Below are 22574 nucleotides of genomic sequence, written 5' to 3' on the forward strand. Positions count from 1 at the left end.
CTCCGGCCAGTTCGCGCCGGCTTTCCACGTCGGCCAAGCATCTGTCGGACCTGCACTTCTTCTTCATCCACTTGCGCTGGCAGGCGCTGGGGCTGCTGGCGCTGTTCGGCACCTCCACCCTGTCCAAAGAGACGGCTCGCCGCCTTGGTATCCTGATCGCCGGTGCGATGCTGTTCGCGCTGATGCTGGTGCCGTTCGTCGGCAGCGAAGTGAACGGCGCACGGCGCTGGCTGAACCTGGGCGTCTCGATCCAGCCCTCCGAATTCCTGAAATGCGGCTTCCCGATCCTGCTCGCGTGGATCCTCGCCTGGCGTGTACGGGACAACCGCTTGCCGGTGATGCAGGTGACCGTCGGCCTGATGGGGCTGATCGGCGTGCTGCTGATGGCGCAGCCCGATTTTGGGTCGACCATGCTGTTTTCGGCCACCTGGTTCGTGCTGATCCTGCTTTCCGGCTTGGATGTGCGCCGGATCATGGCGGCGATGGGCGCCGGCGTGGCGATAGTGGCGCTGGCCTACATGTTCTACGAGAACGGCCGGAACCGCATCAACGCCTTTCTGGGTGGTGGCAGCGCTTATGATCAGGTAGATCTGGCTGAGCGCACGTTGCTGAACGGCGGTTGGTTCGGCACCGGCTTTTGGATGGGTTCGCGCAAGCTGTCCTTGCCCGAGGCACATACGGATTACATCTTCTCGGTCATCGGCGAAGAGTTCGGCTTGGCCGTGTGTGCGGTGATCATCATGCTGTATGCCGCGATCCTGTTTCAGGCGATCCTGCGGCAGACGCGGGAGGACGATCTGTTCACCGTGCTGGCCGGCACCGGCATCGTCGCCCAGTTCGGTGGGCAAGCCTTCATCAATATCCTGGTCAACCTTCAGCTGTTCCCCTCCAAGGGCATGACCTTGCCGCTCGTCTCGTACGGCGGTTCGTCCACCGTGGCGGTTTGCACTTGCCTGGGATTGCTGCTGGCCATTACGCGCAGAAACCCGTTTATCGAGCGTGAGCGGTTTTCGCTCAGCGATGTCGGAGAGACTGCATGACTGCCGCAAGCCGCCACTATGTGCTGGCCGCCGGGGGGACCGGGGGGCACCTGATCCCCGCGTTCGCGCTGGCGCTGGAGCTGGAGCGGCGAGGCCATCACGTGGCGCTGATCACGGACGAGCGCGGCGCGCAGATCCCCGGCAAGCCTGCCAGCTTGCCCGCCCATATTCTGCCGCCCGGCCGCATTGCCGGAAAGAACCCGCTGGGATGGATCAAGGGCGCGATGGGTGTGATCGAGGGCCGCCGCATGGCGCTGCGCCTGTTCGAAAGCTTCGCGCCCACCGCCGTGGTTGGCTTCGGCGGCTATCCCGCACTGCCGACGATGCTGGCGGCGCGAGCAGCGGGTATCCCCACGATCCTGCATGAGCAGAACTCGGTGCTGGGCCGGGTCAATCGCTTCTTCGCGCCGCGCGTCAATGCGATCGCGACGGCGTACGAGGATATCGACAAGCTTGATCCCAAACTGGTCAAGAAGGTCACGCTGGTCGGCAATCCGGTGCGCAGCGAAGTGCTGGCGCTGCGCGATGCGCCGTTCCCGGCCTTCACCTCGGACAGTTTGCTCCGCATCCTGGTTACCGGCGGCAGCCAGGGCGCAAGGGTACTGTCCGAAGTCGTGCCCGATGGCCTGGCCATGCTGCCCACCGCCTTGCGGGCGCGGCTGCAAGTGATCCAGCAGTGCCGCCCGGAAGATATCGAGGCGGTGCGCCATCGCTACGCCAGCGACGGCATCCCGGCTGAACTGGCCACGTACTTTGAGAACATGGCCGAGCGATTGGCCCATGCGCACTTGTTCATCGGCCGATCCGGAGCTTCGACCATCGCCGAACTGACCGTGGTGGGTCGCCCCGCGATCCTGATCCCGTTGCCGATCGCCACGGACGATCACCAGGCCGCCAACGCTCGCGAGATGGTGGCCGCGGGCGGTGCGCGGGCGATCCGGCAGGAGAAGTTCACAGCCAGCGAACTCGCCAAGCAGATCCAGGCGATGGCGCAGCACCCTGAAACGCTGGCGAACGCGGCGCATGCCGCGTGGAATTGCGGCTATCCCAACGCGGCGAGCGACCTTGCCGATCTGGTGGAGGGCTTCGGCGGTGCGCCGCTGATGGACGTGATCCGTGTTGGCGGAAAGCCTGCTGTGGCCAAGAGCAAGGAAGCCCTGGCGTTGGAGAGCGCGGAATGAAAGGCGTCGCCACCGATATCGGGACCGTCCACTTCGTGGGCATCGGCGGCATCGGCATGTCCGGCATCGCCGAGGTGATGCACAACTTGGGCTACACCGTGCAGGGCTCTGACATTGCCGAGGGTTACGTGGTCGAAGGGCTGCGCTCGCGCGGGATCAAGGTGATGATCGGCCACGCGGCCGAGAACGTCAGCGAGGCCGCCGTAGTCGTCACGTCGACGGCGGTGAAGCGCGACAATCCCGAGGTCGTATATGCGCTGGAGCATCGCATCCCGGTCGTCCGCCGGGCGGAGATGCTGGCGGAGCTGATGCGGCTCAAGAATACCGTCGCAGTGGCCGGCACGCATGGGAAGACCACGACGACATCGATGGTGGCCTGTCTGCTGGAAGCGGGCGGCGTCGATCCGACGGTGATCAACGGCGGCATCATCAACTCCTACGGGTCCAACGCGCGGCTTGGCGCCAGTGACTGGATGGTGGTGGAGGCGGATGAGAGCGACGGTTCGTTTCTGCGGCTGGACGGCACGATCGCCGTCGTCACCAACATCGATCCCGAGCACCTTGAGCACTACGGCAGCTTCGACAAGGTGAAGTCCTCGTTCATCGAATTTATCGAGAATGTCCCCTTTTATGGCGCTGCCGTGCTGTGCATCGATCATCCCGAAGTGCAGGCCCTGATCGGCAAGATCCGCGATCGGCGCGTGATCACTTACGGTTTCTCCGCCCAGGCCGATGTGCGGGGCGAGGCGGTGACGCCGGTGCCCGGCGGCAATCGCTTCGATGTCGTGGTGCGAGAGCGTGATGGCGAGCAGCGCCGGATCGAAGGGATCGAGCTGCCGATGCCGGGCCGCCACAACGTGCAGAACGCGCTCGCCGCCGTCGCCGTGGCGATCGAGATGGGCTGCGATGATGAGATCGTGCGCGGCGGCTTCGCCCAGTTTGGCGGGGTCAAGCGGCGCTTCACCAAGGTGGGCGAAGTGGGTGGCGTCACCGTGATCGATGATTACGGCCATCACCCGGTGGAGATTCGCGCCGTTCTCGCCGCCGCCCGCGAAGGCGTGAAGGGCCGCGTTCTGGCCGTGGTACAGCCGCACCGTTTTACGCGCCTGCGCGATCTGATGGAAGAATTCCAGACCGCCTTCAACGATGCCGACGCCGTCTATGTGACGCCGGTATATGCTGCAGGCGAGATGCCGATCGACGGCGTTGATGCCGAGGCGCTGGTCACCGGGCTCAAGGCGCGGGGCCATCGCGATGCGCATGTCATCGGCGGGGCGGATGAACTGGCCGAAGCCATGGCGCGGATCATCCGGCCGGGCGACATGATCGTGTGCCTGGGCGCGGGCGATATCACCAAGTGGGCGGCGGGCCTTGCCGGCGCGATCGGCGAGCGGGCCGTCGCCTGATGGTCGAGCAACCCACGCTCGAAAAGAATGGGGTGAGGGGGAAACTGACCCCGCAGGCTCCGCTCGCCCCGCTGGTCTGGTTCAAGTCCGGCGGTGCGGCCGAGTGGCTGTTCGAGCCCAAGGACATGGCCGATCTGCAGGCGTTCCTGCGTGATCTCGATCCGTCCGTGCCCGTCATGGCGCTGGGGCTGGGCTCCAACATGATCGTGCGTGATGGCGGCGTGCCGGGCGTGGTCGTTCGTCTGGGCAAGGCCTTCGCAAGGGTTGAAAAGGTGGACGAAGTGACGCTGCGGTGCGGCGGCGGTGCTTCGGGTATTCTCGTCTCCTCCACCGCGCGCGATGCGGGCATCGCGGGGGTCGAGTTCCTGCGCTCCATCCCCGGCACCGTCGGCGGGTTCGTGCGGATGAACGGCGGCGCTTATGGCGGCGAGGTGAAGGACATCCTCGTCGATTGTGACGTGGTGCTGCGTTCGGGCGAACTGATCACGCTGGGTGTGGCTCAGCTTGGCTATACCTATCGCCACTCTGAATTGCCCGATGGCGCGATCGTCGTCAGCGCGCAGTTTCGCGGGCATCCGGGTGAGCCTGGCGCGATCCAGGCTGAGATGGACCGCATCTCCGCCAGCCGCGAGGCCAGCCAGCCGCTCCGCTCCAAGACCGGTGGCTCGACCTTCAAGAACCCGGAGGGCCACAAGGCGTGGCAACTGGTGGATGAAGCCGGGTGCCGGGGGCTGACGATCGGCGGCGCGCAAGTAAGCGAGAAGCACACGAACTTCCTCATCAACACCGGCACCGCGACCAGCGCCGAGATCGAGGCGCTGGGCGAGGAAGTGCGGCGGCGCGTGCGGGAAAACTCGGGCGTGGAGCTGGAGTGGGAAATTCAAAGGGTGGGCGAACAGTGAAGAATACGGCCATCCCGAACGGAGATCGCGCATGACCATCGGCAAACTTCACGTCGCAGTGCTGATGGGCGGTTGGTCATCCGAGCGGCCCGTCTCGCTGATGAGCGGCGAGGGCGTGGCCAAAGCCCTGGAGTCCAAGGGCCACCGCGTGACCCGGATCGACATGGGCCGCGATGTCGCGCTCAAGTTGGCGGAGGCTAAGCCCGATGTCGTGTTCAACGCGCTCCATGGCTCGCCCGGAGAGGATGGCACCGTGCAGGGCATGATGGACCTGATGGGCCTCACTTACACGCATTCCGGCCTCTCCACTTCGGTCATCGCGATCGATAAGGAGCTGACCAAGCAGGCGCTGGTCCCCCACGGCATTCCGATGCCTGGCGGGCGAATCGTGCCGTGCGAAGAGATTTTCGAGCGAGACCCGCTGCCGCGCCCCTATGTGCTGAAGCCGGTGAACGAAGGTTCTTCTGTCGGCGTGGCGATCGTCACGGACCAGGGCAATTATGGCAATCCGGTTTCCCGAGATGCCAAGGGGCCGTGGCAGGACTTCGATTGCCTGCTGGCAGAGCCGTTCATTCGCGGGCGTGAACTGACCACGGCCGTCATCGGCGATCGTGCCCTGCTCGTCACCGAACTGCGGCCCAAGTCCGGCTTCTACGATTTCGACGCAAAATACACCGATGGCATGACCGAGCATATCTGCCCGGCCGATATCCCGGATGACATCACCGCGGCCTGCAAGGACATCGCCCTGCGCGCGCACAAGTTGCTGGGTTGCAAGGGCACCAGCCGTTCGGACTTCCGCTGGGATGACGAGCAGGGCGTGGAAGGTCTGTTTCTGCTGGAAGTGAATACGCAGCCTGGCATGACCCCGCTGAGCCTGGTGCCGGAGCAGGCGAAGGCCTGCGGGATGGAGTACCCCGATCTGGTTGAGGCGATCATCGCCGAGGCACTGGCCGAGGCGCGTGAGCGGGCCGGCACACCATGAGCCAGACGATCCGCCGCAAGGCGACGAATGTTCGCAAGACTGCGGCGGCGCAGGGCAAGAAGGCCCGTGTCAATCAGGCCAAGGCGCGCACCGGCTCGGTTCTCGACATGGCGATGGCGGCGCTGCCGTTCAGCGAAGCGCAGCTGCACCGCATCTTCCTGTTCGCCATCCTGGCGGGCGCGGCTGTGCTGGCAGTGGTCGTGGCGTCGGCGGCGGGATTGCCGGCCCTGGCGAACCTGCAAGTGGCGCAAGTGGCGTCCGGCGCGGGCTTCGAGGTGCGCCATGTGGACGTGCGCGGGGTTAAGAATCTCAACGAATTGAAGGTCTACGAACGGGCACTGGCCCAGCGTGACCGGGCGATGCCGCTGGTCGACCTCGATGCGCTGCGGCAGGAACTGCTCGGCCTTTCGTGGGTCAAGGATGCGCGCGTTTCTCGCCAGTTGCCCGATACGCTGGTGATCGACATTGTCGAGCGGGAGCCGCACGCGGTTCTACGCAAGGCCGATCGCTTCGTTCTGATCGACGAGACGGGGCACGAGCTGGAGACGGTGGCGCGCGGGCGGGCGCAAGGTAAGCTGATCGTGTCCGGGCTGGGCGCGGGCCAGCAGGTGATTGCGCTGTCCCGCGTGCTGGACGCCGCGCCCGCGCTCAAGCCCCGAGTGCAGGAAGCCGAATGGATCGGCAACCGCCGGTGGAACATCACGTTCAAGACCGGGCAGGTCCTGGCCTTGCCGGAGGGCGAGCAGGCGGCGGCCAGTGCCCTCGTGTCCTTTGCGCGTCTCGATGGAACAAATCGGCTGCTCGGCGGTAAAGTGACGATATTCGATATGCGCGCGCCTGATCGCATCTACTTGCGGATTCCTGGCCGCGAGGCGGAGGCGGCCGCGATCAAGGCCGGGGCGACACGCAAGGGGGAGGCGAACTGATGGCCGGCGCGCGATCTTCCACTCCCCGCATCAGCCGCGTGTTCGGGGCTGTCAACATCGGCTCGTTCCGCATTTCCGCCATAGTCGCAGGTATTTCCGATGTGGGTGACGTCGTGGTGCTGGGTTCCGGCCATCGCGCCAGCCAGGGCGTGCGCCGTGGTTATGTGACGGACATGACTGCGGCCACTTACGCCATCCGCGATGCGATCGACCGCGCGGAGAAAATGGCAGACACGTCTGTGCAGCGCGTCTGGATCGGCTGCTCGGGCGCGGGCCTCGCCTGCCAGGTTGCCGAGGTGGATGCCGAGATCGGCGGTCGCCGGATCGAGCAGGAGGACATCGACGAACTGCTCAGTTCCGCGCGGGACGTGATCCGGCCTGACGGGCGCATGGTGCTTCACGCTCAACCGGCACAATACCGGCTCGACGGAGCGCACGGGGTCGCCAATCCACGCGGACTTCACGCCGAGCGCCTTGGCGTCGATATCCACATCATGCTGGCGGATGGTGCGCCGATCCGCAACCTGACGGAAGCGGTGCAATCCGCGCACCTGGAGGTAGAAGCAGTGGTCGGCTCACCCGTGGCGGCGGGCCATGCCTGCTTGTCGCCCGAGGAGCGGGATCTGGGCGTCGCTCTGGTGGAGTTCGGCGCGGAAGTCACCAACGTGGCGATCTACTCGCAAGGGATGCTGACGGGCCTGACCTCGATCCCGATGGGTTCGGCCGATGTGACCGACGCGATCGCTTCGGCGTTCGGCATTCGTCGCTTCCAGGCGGAACGGTTGAAGTGCGTCAACGGCTCGGCGCTTGCCAGCCCAGCGGACCATCGCGAGATGATCCCAGTCAACGCTCCCGGTGAGGAAGAAACCGGACCGATCGCGCGCCATGCGGACGACAAGAACCGCATTCCGCGTGCCGAGCTGATCGCGGTGATCACCGGGCAGCTGGGCACCTTGATGGAAGAGGTCAACAAAGCACTCAAGGCGATGCGCTTCAACGGCCAGCGCGGCAAGCAGGTGGTATTCACCGGCGGCGGCGCGGAGCTGGTCGGCCTGGCTGATTATGCGCAGGCCGCCCTGGGCAAGCCGGTGCGCATCGGCCGGGTGCCACATCTCAATGGCTTGGCCGAAGCGCATGTAAAGCCGGGCTTTTCCACACTGGCCGGTCTGGTGCTTTACGCCTCCGCCGATCCCATCGACATTCGCACTCTCAACAGCCGCCGGCAGCTGTCCGTGCGTTCGGAGCGGATGGGCACGGCAGGGCGTATCTATCGCGCTTTCCGGCAATATTTCTAGATGATGGCGTCGCAGGCGATGATCCCGGATGGCGTCTCGCCCCGATCCGATGCCGCATCGCCGAAATGTGTCCGAATTACGCTTGTCTGTTGTGGACAAAGCCTTGCGATGCTTTGCTTCCCGGCGCAGGGCTGTGCCATCAGATTTGGTCAATGATTTCTTGCCGCGCGTGTCTGCCAGGAGAGTAAGATGAGCATCAATATCGGACCGCCGGCGATTGAAGAGCTGCGTCCTCGTATCCTCGTGATCGGTGTGGGTGGTGCAGGCGGCAACGCCATCGCCAACATGATCCAGGCCCAGATCGAGGGTGTGGATTTCATCGTCGCCAACACTGACGCGCAGGCGCTGAACAGTTCGATCGCCGAAAATCGCATTCAACTGGGCCCCGATATCACCCAGGGCCTGGGTGCAGGCTCGCGGCCTGAAGTGGGCCGCGCCGCCGCCGAAGAGACGATCGAAGAGATCGATCGTCTGCTCGAAGGCGTCCACATGGTGTTCATCGCGGCCGGCATGGGCGGCGGCACCGGCACCGGCGCGGCACCGATCATCGCCAAGGCCGCGCGTGACAAGGGCGTGCTGACCGTGGGCGTGGTCACCAAGCCGTTCATGTTCGAAGGCACGCGCCGCATGCGCTCCGCCGAAACCGGCATCGACGAACTGCAGAAGCATGTCGACACTCTGATCGTCATCCCCAACCAGAACCTGTTCCTGGTCGCCAAGGCGGACACCACCTTCAAGGAGGCTTTCGGGCTGGCTGACGAGGTGCTGCAGCAGGGCGTGCGCTCGATCACCGACCTGATGGTGATGCCGGGTCTCATCAACCTCGACTTTGCTGACGTGCGCTCGGTCATGGGTGAAATGGGCAAGGCGATGATGGGCACGGGTGAGGGCGAAGGCCCCAACCGTGCGCTCGAGGCCGCTGAACGCGCCATCGCCAATCCGCTGCTCGATGGCGTATCGATGCAAGGTGCCAAGGGCGTGATCATCTCGATCATCGGCGGCGACGACATGAAGCTGCTGGAAGTGGATGAGGCCGCCAACCACATCCGTGAACTGGTCGATAGCGACGCGAACATCATCTGGGGTTCCGCGTTCAATCCTGACCTGCAGGGCAAGATTCGCGTGTCGGTGGTCGCCACCGGTATAGAGCAATCGGCCGAGCAGGCCGAGATCGCCTCGCGCCCGATGAACTTGGGCAGTTCGCGCGGACCGGTTCGCCCCGCCGCGGCACCTTCCGCTGAGCGTGCGCCTGTGCCCTCGTTCGCGCCACCAGCGGCCTCGCAGGCCGCGCCCGAGCCTTTCGATCTTGGCCAGGACGCCGAAGTCGCCGAGGATGACAGCGCGTTCGATCTGGGCGGTGCCGAGGAACTGTCTCCGGAAGAAACGGCGGCCACACCTGCGCAGCTTCAGCCTTATGGTGACGGCGCTGCGGCGCCGGCTCCCGCGCAACGCGGCACCCGTCAGGACGAACTCGACCTTCAGGCCGACGCCGCCGAGCCGGTCTCGCCGATGCGCCGCCGCACGTTCCTGTCGGAGTCCGCCCCAGCGGCAGCTGCTCCGGCCCCTGCGGCCAAGCCCGCTGCGGCGGCTCCGGCGCAGCGTCCGGCATCGACCGGCAGCACTTTGTTTGAGCGTATGTCGAACCTTTCGCGCGGTTCGCGTCCAGCGCCGAGCGAAAACCCGGACGACGATGATAGCGGCTCTATCGCGATCCCGCGTTTCCTGGGTCGACAGAACAACCAGTAAGCCCATGGGCAGGAACGGTTTTCGTGATCGTTCCTGCCGGGTTAAGCTTATGATGGGTAGGGGCTGGCTGATGCGATCGGCCAGGATGAACTGTGGGTAGTTTGGATATGAGGCACCGCCTTTTAGGCTGGTTGGCCGGTGTAGCTGGTGTTGCCCTGGCGGCCAGCGCTGGCTCCGCCGTGGCCCAGTCCGTCCCAACGGTTTCCCGGCCCGTCGTCCAACGCCCGCCCAGCGCCGCCTCCCAGCGATTGAGCGCGGCATTGGCCCGTATAGCGCGTGATCCACGCGATTACATGGCCTTGGTGGACGCCGGCGATGCCGCCAATTCGCTTGGCGATCCGGAAGCGGCCGTGGGCTTTTACACCCGCGCCGATGCCATCTCCCCCAACAATGCCCGGATAAAAGCGGGAATGGCCCGTGCTTTGGTGCTGCAGGGCGATCCCATTAAGGCGATCCCCTTATTCGCCGCCGCCGAAGCGGGTGGTGCCGGTGTCGACGTCACGTCCGACCGGGGCCTTGCCTATGATCTGGTCGGTGACCCAATTACCGCACAGCGCTATTACCGCGCAGCGCTGACCCGAAACGCCGACGATGAAACCCGCCGTCGGCTGGGGGTGAGCCTGGCGATCACCGGTGATACCGCCGGTTCGGAAGTCATGCTGATGCCGCTGCTGCGCGAGCAGGACAAACCCGGCTGGCGATCCCACGCCTTTGCGCTCGCGATCGAGGGTAAGACCAAAGAAGCGGTCGATACCGTCAACGCGATTCTTCCGGGTCCCCTGGCGCAAAGCGTTACGCCATACCTGCGATACATGCCCCGGCTGACACGGGCGCAGCAGGCAGCGGCTGCCAATCTGGGCAAGTTTCCCCGCGCGTCAGAGATCGGTCGCGATGATCCCGCCATTGCTGCCTATGCCGCTTCGGCAACGCGAATGGCTTCCGCGGATGCGGGCCTGATCCCCCGGGGCCAGCAGCTGGGAAGCGGCGCACGGAGCGTGCCGGCAGCGCCGCCGTTGACCCGATCGCAACGCCGCGCGCAAGAGAAGGCCGCGCAATTGGCTCGCGCCTCGTCAGCGGCGGCATCGCGCGTTGCACCACCCGATCCGCAGCCTGCGATCAGCCAGAGCAGTGACGGCGAGCTGCCAGCGATCGGCGGCGGCGGTCGCGGAACGCTGGCCATGAACGATGCCAGCCGCCCGACAGTCCAGACGACCACCTCGCGTCAGCCGCTGACACCGGCACCGTCGCCTGCTCCATCTGCCAGCTACGCGCGCCGCGAAACGACGGTTGAGCGCGCCGCTGTGCCGGCTGCTAACCAGAATTACGGCGCGATAGCGGGCACCGGGGCCGCGACGGTGCGAAGCGGATCGATCGTGCTTCCCGGGGCGGTAAGCGCTTCACCGGCGGCAAACCCGGGCAGCGCCGCTCTTGCCAGCGCGCAACCGCAAGTGCCGGGCCGTTCATCCGTCCCCACGACACCGCCAGCTGCTCCGGCATCGCCAGCCTTGGCTTCGGGTTTTTCTGCAGCACCGACCCCGCCTCCCACTGCTACGGCGAACACGGCGCCAGTCCCAGGCTTCGACCTGGCGCGCCTTGCCCCCACGGCAGGTCCCAGCGCCTCAGGCACCAGCACGCCGCCGCCAGCAGCGGGCGAAACCCCGCCCGATCCCGTATCTCTGGAAAAGATCTTTGCCGATCTCGGGTCACCGAGCCGGGCTGCTGCTCCGGTTTCAGGCGCAGTGGACATTCGCGCCATCGTACCGGCTAAGGATGTCCCGGTGCGTGAGCCTGAAGTCGTAGCCTCCGAGGCGCCGGCTCTGGCCAAGGCCGCCACTGCAAAGCCGGGCTCCAGGAAGGCGGCCGAAGCCAAGCTCGCGGATGCAGGCGCAACCGATACCAAGGCTGCGCCGCTGAAGGACGCCAAGCTCGATCCCAAGAAGACCAAGGCCGACGCCAAGAAAACCGAGGCGAAAAAGGCTGAGGACAAGAAAAAGGCCGATGCCGAGAAGCAGCTCAAGAGCAACCCGAGCCGCACTTGGGTGCAGATCGGCGTGGGCCGTAGCATGGATGCGATCGCCTTTGACTGGCGGCGGTTCGTGAAGGAAAATCCGGCTCTGCTGAAAGGCCGCAAGGCATCGACAAACGATATGGGCCGCACCAATCGTATCCTCGTCGGCCCGTTCGAGACGCAAAAGGCGGCATCGGCTTTCGTGGCACAGGCGAAGAAGGCCGATTTTGCCGGGGCGTTCGTGTGGTCCAGCACCGCCGGACAGGTGGTAGAGCCACTCGGCGCAAAATAAGGTAAGCGGACTTTTACCGGCTTATCCACACGCTGTTCACAGACTTGTCGAGTTTTGCGCAGGTCATTGAACCGCGACGATTGTGCGCAGGGCCGGTGAGGCCGCAATCGATACACGTCATGGAGGCGTGATGTCTGGGATTATGAGAAGCGTTGGAGACGACATCGAGCGGGAAGAAGACGCCGCACCGGTGGAAATGCTGGCCGCGCTGTTCGAGGCGCGAGATTGGCCGCACGAGTACACGGGCGAGGACGAAATCTCTGCCGAGGTGAAGGGCAGTTGGGCCACCTATCAGTTCCAGGCGATCTGGCGCGCGGAAGATCGCGTCGTGCAACTGCTGTGTCTGCCGGAAATCCGCGTCCCGGAGCCGAAGCGCGCCGCGATGCATGAGGCGCTGACGCTGATCAATGAGCAGCTGTGGGTCGGCCACTTCGATATGTGGTCCAGCGGCGGTGTCGTGCTCTATCGCCATGGCCTGATGCTGGGCGAGGACGGACTGCTCGGCCCGGCGCAGGCGCAGACCGTGGTGGAAGCGGCGATCGATGAGTGCGATCGCTTCTATCCGGTGTTCCAGTTCATCCTGTGGGGCGACAAGACGCCGACCGAAGCGCTGGCGGCCGCGATGGTCGACGCTGCCGGCGAAGCTTGAGGGCAAAGGCGCAAATGGCGAAGTTCGACACGATCCTCATCGTCGGCTGTGGCAACATGGGCGGCGCGATGCTGCAGGGCTGGCTGGCCGGGGGCGTCGATCCGGCGCGCGTGACCATCATGGACCCGGGCATGAGCGCCGCGCCGGACGGCGTGACCCTGGTTCGCGATGTGCCGGATGCCGCGTTCGATGTCGTCCTGCTGGGGGTGAAGCCCCAATTGCTGGGTGCGGTTGCCCCACAAGTGGAGAAACTGATCGGGCCGCAAACGACCTTGCTGTCCATCCTGGCCGGCGTGGAATTGGCGACGCTGTCGGCACGCTTCCCGCGCGCTGGCGGGATCGTGCGGATCATGCCCAACCTGGCCGCCGCGATTGGCCGATCGCCGCTGGCGCTGTCCGGCCATGGGCTGGACGATGCGGCTCAGGCCGAAGTGACGGCGCTGCTGGCTCCTTTGGGCACGCCGGAGTGGCTGGCGAAAGAGGGCCTGTTCGATGCGGTGACGGCATTGGCCGGATGCGGTCCGGCCTTCGTCTATCGTTTCATCGATGCGTTGGCGGCAGGGGCGGTGGCCTTGGGTATAGCCGAGGATCAGGCGCAACGACTGGCTCTCGCCACGGCGGAGGGGTCGGCGCTGCTGGCGGCGGCATCGCCCCACGGTCCGGGCGAACTGGCGCGCCGCGTGGCGAGCCCTGGTGGTGCGACTCAGGCCGGGCTGGATGTGCTCGACGATCAGGCCGCGCTGTCAAAGGTGGTGGCGGCGGCCATGGCGGCGGCGGAGCGGCGCTCCGCTGAAATGGGTGCGGCGGCACGCGGTGGCTGACACACTTCGTTACGCGATAGGCAACTCTCTCCTCCTTGAATTGTTGATCCTGGCGAGCGATATTCGCTGATGTCCGGAAACCATCGCATTGGGCGGTGCCGGAAAGGAGTTTGAAATGGCTAACTGGAACGACCCCCAGCCCCGTTCGGGCTTAGGTGCGTCCCCGAGCCTGGGTGGCCGTACCGGCACGCGTGTCGGCTACGACGCCGGCCTGCGTCGGCACATGCTGTCGATCTACAATTACATGGCTTCCGGCGTGCTGCTTTCGGGCGTCGTGGCGTTGCTGTTCGCGCAGTCTGGCATGGCGGCTCAAGTGCTGACCACGCCGCTTCGCTGGGTCATCATGCTGGCTCCGCTTGGCTTCGTCATGGCGATGAGCTTTGGCGTGAACAAAATGCGCACCTCCACGTTGCAGTTGCTGTTCTGGGGCTTCGCAATCGTGATGGGCCTCTCGCTCTCGTCGATCTTCCTGGTGTTCACCGGCGCGTCGATCGCGACCACCTTCTTTGCGACGGCGGGTGCGTTCGCAGGTCTTAGCCTGGTGGGCTACACCACGAAGAAGGACTTGTCGGGCATGGGCTCCTTCATGATCATGGGCTTGATCGGCATCATGATTGCTATGGTGATCAACCTGTTCGTGCAGTCCAGCGCGCTGCAGATGGGCATCTCGATCCTGGGCGTGCTGATCTTCGCGGGCCTCACCGCCTACGACACGCAGCGCCTGAAGCAGGAATACTACGTCCTGGCCGGTACGGAGTTTGCCGGCAAGGCGATCGTGATGGGCGCACTCAGCCTCTATCTTGATTTCATCAACATGTTCCAGTTCCTGCTTAGCTTCATGGGTCAGCGGGACTGATCGGAAGGCGGTCGGCCCATCCGGGCTGAAATCTTCCACAGGTGAATGGCAATGCCCGGCGCGACTGCTTCGTGCCGGGCATTTGCTTTGTCGGCTGAACCGGTTAGATGGGTTTTCTCGAGATAATTGAAGAGGGTCGGGTGACGGCTGCGAACATCAGGGGGTCTATCCCTACTCCGCTTAAGCTGATCCCGTTGGTGGTGATCAGCCTGATGGCTGGTTGCGCCAAGAAGGTTCCGCCGCCACCGCCGCCGCCGGTCGTGGTGATCCCGCCCCAGCCGCAACCGCCGATGGGAGCGCAAGAGAACATGCGCATTCCCGAAGCGGCTCCTGACGGCACGCGCAAGACGGTGAATTCCAGCGTTTCCACCGCTCAGGCGGTATGGAACCTGCGCTCGGCATATAACGTGGCTGCGCTCAATTGCGTGGATGCCAAGTACAATCCCGTACTGGAAGGCTACAAGTCTTTCCTCAAGGTGCATGATAAGTCGCTCGACAAGGCCGATGCGGAGCTGAAGAAGAATTTCAACGGCGCATTCGGCAAGAGCGGCACGCGTGAGCGTGAGACCTACCAGACCCAGGTCTACAACTTCTTCTCGGTGCCCCCGGTGAAGGCCAGCTTCTGCGATGCGGCCATGCAACTGGCCACGGAGATCGCGGTGCTCCCGGCCGGTCAGTTGGAGGCTTACGCACCCATGGGCCTCTCCAAGTTCGAAGCACCGTTCATGGCGTTCTTCAACGCCTACGATCAGTATCGCGCAGACTTGGCGGCATGGCAGGCCAAGTACGGCGGCATAGTAGTGGTCGCACCCAACCAGGCGCAGAACTCTGCCGGTCCGTCCGCTGGAGCAGTGTCCGGCGTTTCCACCGGGACCGTTGCCCGCCCGCAGTAAGGTGGCGGTGGTTCGGGGGCAATTTAGCTCTTCCCTTGATGCGGTCCCTTCGCTAACGGGGCCGCTCGTGATGCGAGCGTACCCGCATCGCGCAATTGCTGGAACGGGGCCGTAGCTCAGCTGGGAGAGCGCGTCGTTCGCAATGACGAGGTCAGGGGTTCGATCCCCCTCGGCTCCACCAGTGATTGAATTTGTCGTATGACGGCCGCACAACGTGCGGCCGTTCGCGTTTGCCGGGCCGTGCCGCTCAGCGCAGAACACACCGGACTGAACCGCCATGCATTTTCTCGATCAAGCCAAAATCTATATCCGCTCAGGCGGCGGTGGCCCGGGTGCGGTCAGCTTCCGGCGTGAGAAGTACGTCGAGTATGGCGGGCCTGATGGCGGCGACGGCGGCAAGGGCGCGGATATCGTGTTCGAGGCGGTGGCCGGGCTCAATACGCTGATCGACTTTCGCTACACCCAGCACTTCAAGGCCCCGCGCGGCGGCCATGGCATGGGCAAGGATCGCAAGGGCGCGCAAGGCAAGGACTTGGTGATCAAGGTGCCGGTGGGCACGCAGATCATCGCCGACGACGAAGATCGCGACACGGTTCTGGCCGACCTGACTGAAGCCGGACAGCGCGTGGTGCTGTTCGAAGGAGGCCTGGGTGGTCGCGGCAACGCCTCGTACAAGACCAGCACCAACCGCGCGCCGCGCCAGCATCAGCCGGGTCTGCCGGGTCAGGAAGCCTACGTATGGCTGCGACTGAAGCTGCTGGCCGATGTCGGTCTGGTCGGGCTGCCCAACGCGGGCAAATCCACCTTCATCAACCAGCTTACCAACACGCACGCCAAGGTGGGCGCGTATCCCTTCACCACTCTGCACCCGCAACTGGGCGTGGTGCGCCACAAAAACCGCGAGTTCGTGCTGGCCGACATTCCCGGCCTGATCGCCGGCGCGGCTGACGGCGCAGGCATCGGCGATCGCTTCCTGGGTCATATCGAGCGTTGCCGGGTTTTGATCCATCTGATCGACATCGCCGGCACAGACCCTGCCGAAGCGATGCAGGTGGTCGAGGAAGAACTGGCCGCGTACGGCGAAGGTCTCGATGAAAAGCCACGCCTGATCGTGCTCAACAAGATCGACCTGGCCGATTCCGAGCTGGCGGCCGGTTTTGCCGCCGAACTGCAAGAGGCCGGCGCCGAGCAAGTCTTCGCCATTTCCGGCGCGACGGGAGCGGGCATGGATGCGCTGCTGGACGCGGTGATCTCGCATCTGCCTGCCGCCACTGCCACGGAACGACCGCAGGGCGAGCAGGAAGAGGTGGATCAGGAGCCCTGGTCCCCGCTCTGACCTACCCGCGCTGATGGCTCCCGCCCTGGAGGCTGTTGCCGCAGCGCTCGGGTTTGTCCCCATCGGCATCGATATGCCGTGCCGTGCGTGCCATGCCCCGCGCTTCCCATCGCGGGTGGTTTTGCCTAGAGGCTGACGCTCTCATGACGATCGCCAGCTTATCCGACTTGTCCGACAACACGCGCTGCCCGCTGCTGGTGGTCAAAGTCGGCTCGGCGCTGCTTGTGGGGCGCGAAGGCGTGCGGCGAGAGTGGCTGCAGGAACTGGTCAGTGAAGTCGCCGCGGCGCGCGGGCGTGGGCAGCGGATCATCGTCGTCTCGTCCGGCGCGATTGCCCTAGGCGCGTCGCGGCTGGGGCTGGAGACGGGCGGACGCGGCAGCCTTGCCGATGCGCAGGCCGCCGCCGCCGTCGGCCCGATCGCGCTGTCCGGGCTCTGGGCCGAATTGCTGGGCGGCCATGGCCTGACGGCGGCGCAAATCCTGCTGACGCTGGACGATCTGGAAGATCGCCGCCGCTATCTAAACGTTACCGCCACGCTGGCGCGGCTTCTGGATGCGGGCGCTGTGCCGGTGATCAACGAGAACGACTCGGTCGCCACGCAGGAAATCCGCTTTGGGGACAACGATCGGCTGGCGGCACGGGTGGCGCAAGCGGCCCAGGCCAGCGCGGTCCTGCTGCTGTCCGACGTGGACGGGCTCTACACCCGCAATCCCAAGGAGCCGGGGGCGGAGCGCATCGCCGAAGTGGACGGCATCACGCCCGAAATCCACGCGATGGCAAGCCGCGAATCGGCGTCGGGCATGGGCTCGGGCGGAATGACCTCCAAGTTGCAGGCGGCCGAGATCGCGGAACTGGCGGGCATCGCCTTGGTCATCGGCAACGGTACGCATGCCCAACCGATCGCGCGGGTGACGCAACAGGGTATCGGGACGCTGTTCCGCGCCCATCGCCGCTCCGGCGCGCGCAAGGCCTGGCTGGGCGGGCGTTTGCGGTTGAAGGGCGAACTGCACGTCGATGCGGGCGCGGCGGCGGCTCTTTCGCGCGGGTCTAGTCTGCTGGCGAAGGGCGTGACTCGCGTCGATGGCCTGTTCGAGCGTGGCGATCCCGTGGCGATCTGCGCGCCCGAGGGCCGGGTGATCGCGCATGGCTTGGCTGAGTATGACGCCGCCGAATGCACGCGGTTGCAGGGGCGGCACAGCAGCGAACATGCCGAACTGCTGGGCTACGCGCCGCGCTCTGCCGTGATTCATCGCGACCAGTTGGTCTTGAAGTGATCGTCGCGCTGACGGGTGGCACCGGCTTTGTCGGCCGGGCGGTGCTGGAGTGCCTGCTGGATGCGGGCCATGAGGTGTCCGCGCTTGCCCGCTCTATCCAGGTGCCACTGGCGGGCGTGGAGTGGGTGCAGGGCGATTTGTCCAACCGGGAGGCTCTGGCCGAGCTGGTGCGCGGCGTGGATGCGGTGATCCACGTAGCGGGGGTGGTGAATGCGGCTGAGCCCCAGGGCTTTGTCACCGGCAATGTCCATGGCACGCTCAGCCTGGTGGAAGCCGCGCGGGACGAGGGCGTGCCACGTTTCGTGCATGTCTCCTCGCTGTCGGCGCGGGAGCCGGGGTTGTCGGCCTATGGTGCCTCCAAGGCGCGCGGTGAGACGGTGGTGAAGGCCAGCCTGCTCGATTGGACCATCGTGCGCCCGCCCGCGATCTACGGCCCGCGTGACAAGGAGATGTTCGAGCTGTTCCGCGCCGCCCGCTGGGGCGTGGTGCCGGTACCTCGCGACGGGCGCGCCTCGATTATTCATGTCGAGGATCTGGCACGCCTGCTGGTGGCGTTGCTACCAGGTAGTGATGATGTGCGTGGCCAGACCGTGGAGCCTGACGACGGGCGGCCGGGTGGCTGGGAGCATCGCGAGCTGGCACTGGCGATCGGCTGGGCAGTGGGGCGGCGCCCTCGCGTGCTGGGGCTTTCGCCCGCGGCCTTGCGCCGCGCGGCGGGAGTGGATGGCTTCCTGCGTGGCAAGGCCGCCAAGATGACGCCGGACCGGGCGGGCTATCTCAGTCATCCCGATTGGACCGGGCACGCCGATGCGCAAGTGCCGGGCCATATCTGGGAGCCCAAGATCGAGACGCGTGGCGGGCTGAAAACCACGGCGGAATGGTATCAGGAGCAAGGCTGGCTTTAGCTGCTGACCTTTGGATTTTAATCAGGCGAACGATCGATTTCTGGTCCGTTCGTGTCGAGCCCCGTTCGTGTCGAGCGAAGTCGAGACACGGCAGCACTGCGCCAGCGCGTCTCGACTACGCTCGACACGAACGGGGAGGACGCAAGACGTTGGCCGGGGGAAGCGGTTAGCTTCCCTCCCCATCCTCCGCCGGATCATCGCTTTCCGCCTCCGCTGGTGCTGATCCGGCTTTTTCCGCTGCCAGCTTGGTCATCGTCACATAGTCCAGCTTGCCCGTGCCCAGCACCGGCAGCGCATCGACTACGCGCACGTCGCGCGGCAGCATCAGTTCGGTGACGCCATTGGCCTTGCCCCAGCTGAGCAGCGCCTTGCCCTCCGCGCCCTTGGCGGTGGTGAACAAAACGAGCTGTTCGCCCTTCTTGGGATCTGGCCGGGTGACGACCGCGTTTTCCGCGTCGGGGAAGACCTTGGCCGCGTAACCTTCCACGGCTGGCAGCGAGACCATCTCCCCGCCGATCTTCGCAAACCGCTTTGCGCGGCCCTTGATGGCGATGAAGCCTTCATCGTCGATGGTGACGATATCGCCGGTATCGTGCCAGCCGCCTTCGGGCGGTTGCAATGTTCCGGGATCGCTGGCGAGCAGATAACCTGCCATCACGTTCGGGCCGCGGATGAACAGGCGGCCGCCTTCGTCGATGCCTTCGACCGGTTCCAGTTTCTGGTCGATGGCCGGGAGCAGGCGGCCCACTGTGCCCGCCTTGAAGTGCATCGGCGTGTTGACCGCGATCACCGGTCCGGCCTCGGTCGCGCCGTAGCCTTCCAGGATGCGCAGGCCGAACTTGTCGGCATAGGCCTTGCGCGTTTCGTCGCGCACCCGCTCGGCGCCGGCGAAGATGTAGCGCAGCGAGTAGAAGTCATAGCTGTGCGCCATGCGGGCATAGCCGGCCAGAAAGGTATCGGTGCCGAACATGATCGTGGCATTGGCGTCATAGGCCAGCGCGGGCACGATGCGGTAATGCAGCGGGCTGGGGTAGAGCACGGTCTTCACGCCGTTGAACAGCGGCAGCAGTGTGCCGCCGGTCAAGCCGAAGGAGTGGAACACCGGCAGCGCATTCAGCACGATGTCTGCGGGGTTGAAGTCCACGCGCGCGGCCAACTGCGCGCAGTTGGACAAGAGGTTACGGTGAGTCAGGACGACACCCTTGGGCGTGCCTTCGGAGCCACTGGTGAACAGCACCACCGCCGGTGCTTCGGGCGAGATGCGCCGCGCCTTGTGGCGGTTTGCCGCGCCCAGCTTGGTCAGGAGCTTCCACAGCTTGGCCCCGGTGCCGATCCGCTTGGCGACATCCTCCAGATAGACGATCCGGCGGCCGTCTGCCTCCAGCGCGCTGACGATCTCGCCCAGCTTGGCCTGATCGACGAAAGCGTGGGCGGTGACGACGGTGCGGATGCAGGCCGTTTCACAAGCGGAGAGCAGGTTGGCCTGCCCCGCGGTGAAGTTCAGCATCGCGGGTACGCGCCCTTCGGCTTGCAGCCCGAAGAAGGCGACCGCCACGCCCGCCACATTGGGCAGCAGCACACCCACGTTCTCGGCGGGGCGGGTGCCATAGGCCAGTTGCTCACCCAGCAGTTCCGAGGCGAGGATCAGGCGATCGTAGCTCAGCGGCTCGCGCTTGGTATCCTCGACGACGGCGGAGCCGCCGCCGTGCAGGTGCCGCGCCTCGCACAGGGCTGCGAACAGGGTGCTGTCCGTGTGCGAGGTGTCGAAGATCATCGTGCTCATGACATCGTAGAGCTGGCGACCCGCCGTGGCGCGACGCTGGCGCGCGGACATCTCGCCCTCGATCTCGAAGCGGCGCGGGGGCAGCACGGTGATGCTGATCTTGGGGAAAAGGCGCGTGCGGACTTTGCCCTTCAAGTGCGAGAAAGGCGTGAATTGCGGGCCGTCCAGGCGCACCGGCACGATCGGCGCGTGGGCCTTGTCCGCCACCATGCCAGGGCCGTCAAACACCTTCATCAGGGCGCCCGTCACAGTGATGCGGCCTTCGGGGAAGATCACCAGCGTCTTGCCCTCCTTCACCGCGCGCACCATCGCCTTGGCGGCCATGGGGTTGGTGGGATCGACCGGAAAGGCCTCGAACAGCTTGAGGAACGGCTTCACCCACCACGCCTTGGCGATCTGGGTGTTGATCGCGAAAGTCGGCTTGCCCGGCAGGAACGCGCCCAGCAGCACGCCGTCCAGCAGGCTGAGGTGATTGACCACCACGACGGCGGGGGTGCCCTCTGCCGGCATGTTATCAGCGCCGTTCACTTCGACCCGGTACAGCGCCTTCAGCACCCATCGCACCACGCTCTTGAACACCGTCTCGGGCAGCAGCCACACGCTGATCAGCGCGACCGCGAGCGTGGCGAAACCCAGCGTGCCGATGACGCCGGGAATATCCACGCCGCTCGCCACCAGGCCTGCCGCGACTGCGACGACCAGGACGTTGACCGCCGCGTTCACGATGTTGTTGGCCGCGATCACTTGCGAGCGTTGCTCGGGCGCGGTCCAGACCTGCAGGATCGCATAGAGCGGCACGATGAACATGCCACCGGCAAAGGCGATCACGAAGATGTCGGCCAGAACGCGCCAGGAGCCGGGATTGGCGACAAATTCGGCCACCTTCGCACCGTTCACTTGCGGCTGGAAGGCGTGGGAGGAGAGCCACAGGTCGATCATGCCCGCCGCCATCAGCAGCGCACTGACAGGCACATAGCGAGCGGATACCTCGCCCTTGAGCAGGCGGTTCACGGCCACCGAGCCCAGCGCCACACCCACCGAGAACACCGCCAGCAGCAGATTGACGACATGCTGCGAGCCCGAAAACTGCCCGGAAACCAGCGGCGCCAGCTCGATCGTCAGCACCGCGCCAGCACTGAAGAACCAGCTGATCCCCAGGATCGCCAGCCACACCCCGCGACCATTGTGTGCGGCTTTCAGGATGTTCCAGGTGCCACGCGTGATGTTGAGGTCGATCGGCGCCCGCTCTCCCGCAGTGGGCGGGGCGGCGGGAACGGCGAAGCTCATGGCCAGACCAAGCGTGGCCAGACCCACGGCGACGAGGCCCGCCTCCCACGCGGGGATGAAGCCCGCCAGCAGTTGCCCGCCCAGGATCGCCAGGAAGGTGCCGCCTTCTACCAGGCCGGTGCCGCCCATGATCTCGTTAGAATGCAGGTGCTGGGGCAGGATCGAGTATTTCACCGGGCCGAACACGGTGGAATGCACGCCCATGCCGAACAGGCACGCTAGCAGCAGCGGGATCGACTGGAACCAGAAGCCGGCCAGGGCGAACGCCATGATCACGATTTCGGCCGTCTTCACCAGCCGGACAAGGCGGGCCTTGTCCATCCGGTCCGCCAGCTGGCCGGCGATCGAGGAGAACAGGAAGTAGGGCAGGATGAAAAGGCCGGTCGATATCAGGCCCAGCTGGCCCGCCTTGTCCGGATCGCCCTTGTAGATCGTGAAGCTGGCCAGGAACACCAGCGCGTATTTCAGCAGGTTGTCATTAAAGGCGCCCAGGAACTGGACGGCGAACATCGGGCCGAGCCGGCGTTTGCCGAGAAGCGAAAGATCGGGTGCTGACAAACGCTTACTCCTGCAACGCGAGGCCCCGCCGTCCGTTGGGACCCGGCAGGGCACTTAGCCTGAATTGTCTTCAGGAATGCTTTCGTATGCGGGCAAACGCAGATGGGCAATGAAGTCATCCACGAATTGGACGATCTCTGCATCGGTGGGCAGCTCCGGCCGGGTGAGGGCATGGGTGCGATAGCCGGTCATCGCCCCGTTGATGATTCGTGCCAGAACCGCGGCCTCGGCAGGGTCCATGCGAGTGGCGAGGAAGGCCGTCATCTGCCGCTGGGACCGCGCGGGGGCGCGATCATGGAAGACGTGCCTGATCTCGGGGAAGCGGCGTCCTTCGGCGATGATGAGGCTGAACAAGCTGATCGCATCGGGCGTCAGCAGTTTTCGGGCCAACCGGACGCAATGATCTCGCAGCCCTTCGATGGTGAACTCAT

18 protein-coding genes and 1 tRNA gene are annotated in these 22574 nt (G+C 65.3%); 17 read left to right on the forward strand and 2 right to left on the reverse strand.

Annotation, left to right across the window (positions count from 1 at the left end):
• The 17 genes from ACHWRX_RS03885 to ACHWRX_RS03965 form a co-directional block, all read left to right on the forward strand.
• On the forward strand, positions 1–1040 hold a 1040-nt coding region (locus tag ACHWRX_RS03885; protein WP_394658162.1), incomplete at its 5' end, for an FtsW/RodA/SpoVE family cell cycle protein.
• Positions 1037–2221 (forward strand): undecaprenyldiphospho-muramoylpentapeptide beta-N-acetylglucosaminyltransferase, encoded by a 1185-nt coding sequence (gene murG, locus ACHWRX_RS03890; protein WP_394658163.1) that lies wholly within the window; start codon positions 1037–1039, stop codon positions 2219–2221. The genes ACHWRX_RS03885 and murG, both read left to right, overlap by 4 nt.
• Entirely contained in the window at positions 2218–3627 is a 1410-nt protein-coding gene (gene murC / locus ACHWRX_RS03895; RefSeq protein ID WP_394658164.1) for a UDP-N-acetylmuramate--L-alanine ligase, read from the forward strand. Before murG ends, murC begins: the two co-directional genes overlap by 4 nt.
• Complete coding sequence (gene murB / locus ACHWRX_RS03900) at positions 3627–4529, forward strand: UDP-N-acetylmuramate dehydrogenase (RefSeq protein WP_394658165.1); 903 nt, start codon at positions 3627–3629, stop codon at positions 4527–4529. Before murC ends, murB begins: the two co-directional genes overlap by 1 nt.
• Before the next feature lie 31 nt (positions 4530–4560).
• Positions 4561–5514 carry a D-alanine--D-alanine ligase gene (locus tag ACHWRX_RS03905; RefSeq protein WP_394658166.1) on the forward strand — a complete coding sequence of 318 codons (954 nt, stop codon included), beginning with the start codon at positions 4561–4563 and terminating at the stop codon, positions 5512–5514.
• Positions 5511–6440, forward strand: a complete 930-nt coding sequence (locus ACHWRX_RS03910) for a cell division protein FtsQ/DivIB (protein WP_394658167.1) — start codon at positions 5511–5513, stop codon at positions 6438–6440. The genes ACHWRX_RS03905 and ACHWRX_RS03910 overlap by 4 nt, the downstream gene beginning before the upstream one ends.
• On the forward strand, positions 6440–7735 hold the full coding sequence (gene ftsA / locus ACHWRX_RS03915; RefSeq protein ID WP_058735168.1) for a cell division protein FtsA: 1296 nt from the start codon (positions 6440–6442) through the stop codon (positions 7733–7735). The genes ACHWRX_RS03910 and ftsA overlap by 1 nt, the downstream gene beginning before the upstream one ends.
• A gap of 189 nt (positions 7736–7924) precedes the next feature.
• Positions 7925–9481, forward strand: coding sequence for a cell division protein FtsZ (ftsZ, locus tag ACHWRX_RS03920; RefSeq protein ID WP_394658168.1), 1557 nt, complete (start codon positions 7925–7927; stop codon positions 9479–9481).
• Positions 9482–9660: 179 nt separating this feature from the next.
• Positions 9661–11781, forward strand: coding sequence for an SPOR domain-containing protein (locus ACHWRX_RS03925; protein WP_394658169.1), 2121 nt, complete (start codon positions 9661–9663; stop codon positions 11779–11781).
• A gap of 142 nt (positions 11782–11923) precedes the next feature.
• Positions 11924–12430: a YbjN domain-containing protein gene (locus ACHWRX_RS03930; protein ID WP_058735165.1), complete on the forward strand. Its 507-nt coding sequence runs from the start codon at positions 11924–11926 to the stop codon at positions 12428–12430.
• 14 nt (positions 12431–12444) lie between these two features.
• Positions 12445–13251, forward strand: a complete 807-nt coding sequence (gene proC / locus ACHWRX_RS03935; RefSeq protein ID WP_394658170.1) for a pyrroline-5-carboxylate reductase — start codon at positions 12445–12447, stop codon at positions 13249–13251.
• 115 nt (positions 13252–13366) lie between these two features.
• Complete coding sequence (locus tag ACHWRX_RS03940) at positions 13367–14107, forward strand: Bax inhibitor-1/YccA family protein (protein WP_183616129.1); 741 nt, start codon at positions 13367–13369, stop codon at positions 14105–14107.
• 140 nt (positions 14108–14247) lie between these two features.
• Complete coding sequence (locus ACHWRX_RS03945; RefSeq protein ID WP_193753204.1) at positions 14248–15000, forward strand: hypothetical protein; 753 nt, start codon at positions 14248–14250, stop codon at positions 14998–15000.
• Between the two features lie 105 nt (positions 15001–15105).
• Positions 15106–15181: transfer RNA gene (locus ACHWRX_RS03950), tRNA-Ala, on the forward strand.
• 96 nt (positions 15182–15277) lie between these two features.
• A complete protein-coding gene (gene obgE / locus ACHWRX_RS03955; protein WP_288415491.1) occupies positions 15278–16336 on the forward strand; it encodes a GTPase ObgE in 1059 nt (352 codons plus the stop codon).
• Between the two features lie 143 nt (positions 16337–16479).
• Positions 16480–17610 carry a glutamate 5-kinase gene (gene proB / locus ACHWRX_RS03960; protein ID WP_394658171.1) on the forward strand — a complete coding sequence of 377 codons (1131 nt, stop codon included), beginning with the start codon at positions 16480–16482 and terminating at the stop codon, positions 17608–17610.
• A complete protein-coding gene (locus ACHWRX_RS03965) occupies positions 17607–18515 on the forward strand; it encodes an NAD-dependent epimerase/dehydratase family protein (RefSeq protein WP_394658172.1) in 909 nt (302 codons plus the stop codon). The genes proB and ACHWRX_RS03965 overlap by 4 nt, the downstream gene beginning before the upstream one ends.
• 166 nt (positions 18516–18681) lie before the next feature.
• Here ACHWRX_RS03965 and ACHWRX_RS03970 read toward each other — a convergent pair whose 3' ends face one another.
• Positions 18682–22143: an acyl-[ACP]--phospholipid O-acyltransferase gene (locus ACHWRX_RS03970; protein ID WP_394658173.1), complete on the reverse strand. Its 3462-nt coding sequence runs from the start codon at positions 22141–22143 to the stop codon at positions 18682–18684.
• 54 nt (positions 22144–22197) lie between these two features.
• Positions 22198–22574, reverse strand: a 377-nt coding sequence (locus ACHWRX_RS03975) for a TetR/AcrR family transcriptional regulator C-terminal domain-containing protein (protein ID WP_394658174.1), incomplete at its 5' end; no start/stop codon positions are given.

This window comes from uncultured Novosphingobium sp. (genome assembly GCF_964277725.1).
Lineage (GTDB): Bacteria > Pseudomonadota > Alphaproteobacteria > Sphingomonadales > Sphingomonadaceae > Novosphingobium > Novosphingobium fluoreni.

Excerpts from the sequence above, each read along its gene's own strand:
- murG (WP_394658163.1), top strand. The coding sequence starts at position 1,037 with ATGACTGCCGCAAGCCGCCACTATGTGCTGGCCGCCGGGGGGACCGGG.
- murC (WP_394658164.1), top strand. The coding sequence starts at position 2,218 with ATGAAAGGCGTCGCCACCGATATCGGGACCGTCCACTTCGTGGGCATC.
- murB (WP_394658165.1), top strand. The coding sequence starts at position 3,627 with ATGGTCGAGCAACCCACGCTCGAAAAGAATGGGGTGAGGGGGAAACTG.
- ACHWRX_RS03905 (WP_394658166.1), top strand. The coding sequence starts at position 4,561 with ATGACCATCGGCAAACTTCACGTCGCAGTGCTGATGGGCGGTTGGTCA.
- ACHWRX_RS03910 (WP_394658167.1), top strand. The coding sequence starts at position 5,511 with ATGAGCCAGACGATCCGCCGCAAGGCGACGAATGTTCGCAAGACTGCG.
- ftsA (WP_058735168.1), top strand. The coding sequence starts at position 6,440 with ATGGCCGGCGCGCGATCTTCCACTCCCCGCATCAGCCGCGTGTTCGGG.
- ftsZ (WP_394658168.1), top strand. The coding sequence starts at position 7,925 with ATGAGCATCAATATCGGACCGCCGGCGATTGAAGAGCTGCGTCCTCGT.
- ACHWRX_RS03930 (WP_058735165.1), top strand. The coding sequence starts at position 11,924 with ATGAGAAGCGTTGGAGACGACATCGAGCGGGAAGAAGACGCCGCACCG.
- proC (WP_394658170.1), top strand. The coding sequence starts at position 12,445 with ATGGCGAAGTTCGACACGATCCTCATCGTCGGCTGTGGCAACATGGGC.
- ACHWRX_RS03940 (WP_183616129.1), top strand. The coding sequence starts at position 13,367 with ATGGCTAACTGGAACGACCCCCAGCCCCGTTCGGGCTTAGGTGCGTCC.
- obgE (WP_288415491.1), top strand. The coding sequence starts at position 15,278 with ATGCATTTTCTCGATCAAGCCAAAATCTATATCCGCTCAGGCGGCGGT.
- proB (WP_394658171.1), top strand. The coding sequence starts at position 16,480 with ATGACGATCGCCAGCTTATCCGACTTGTCCGACAACACGCGCTGCCCG.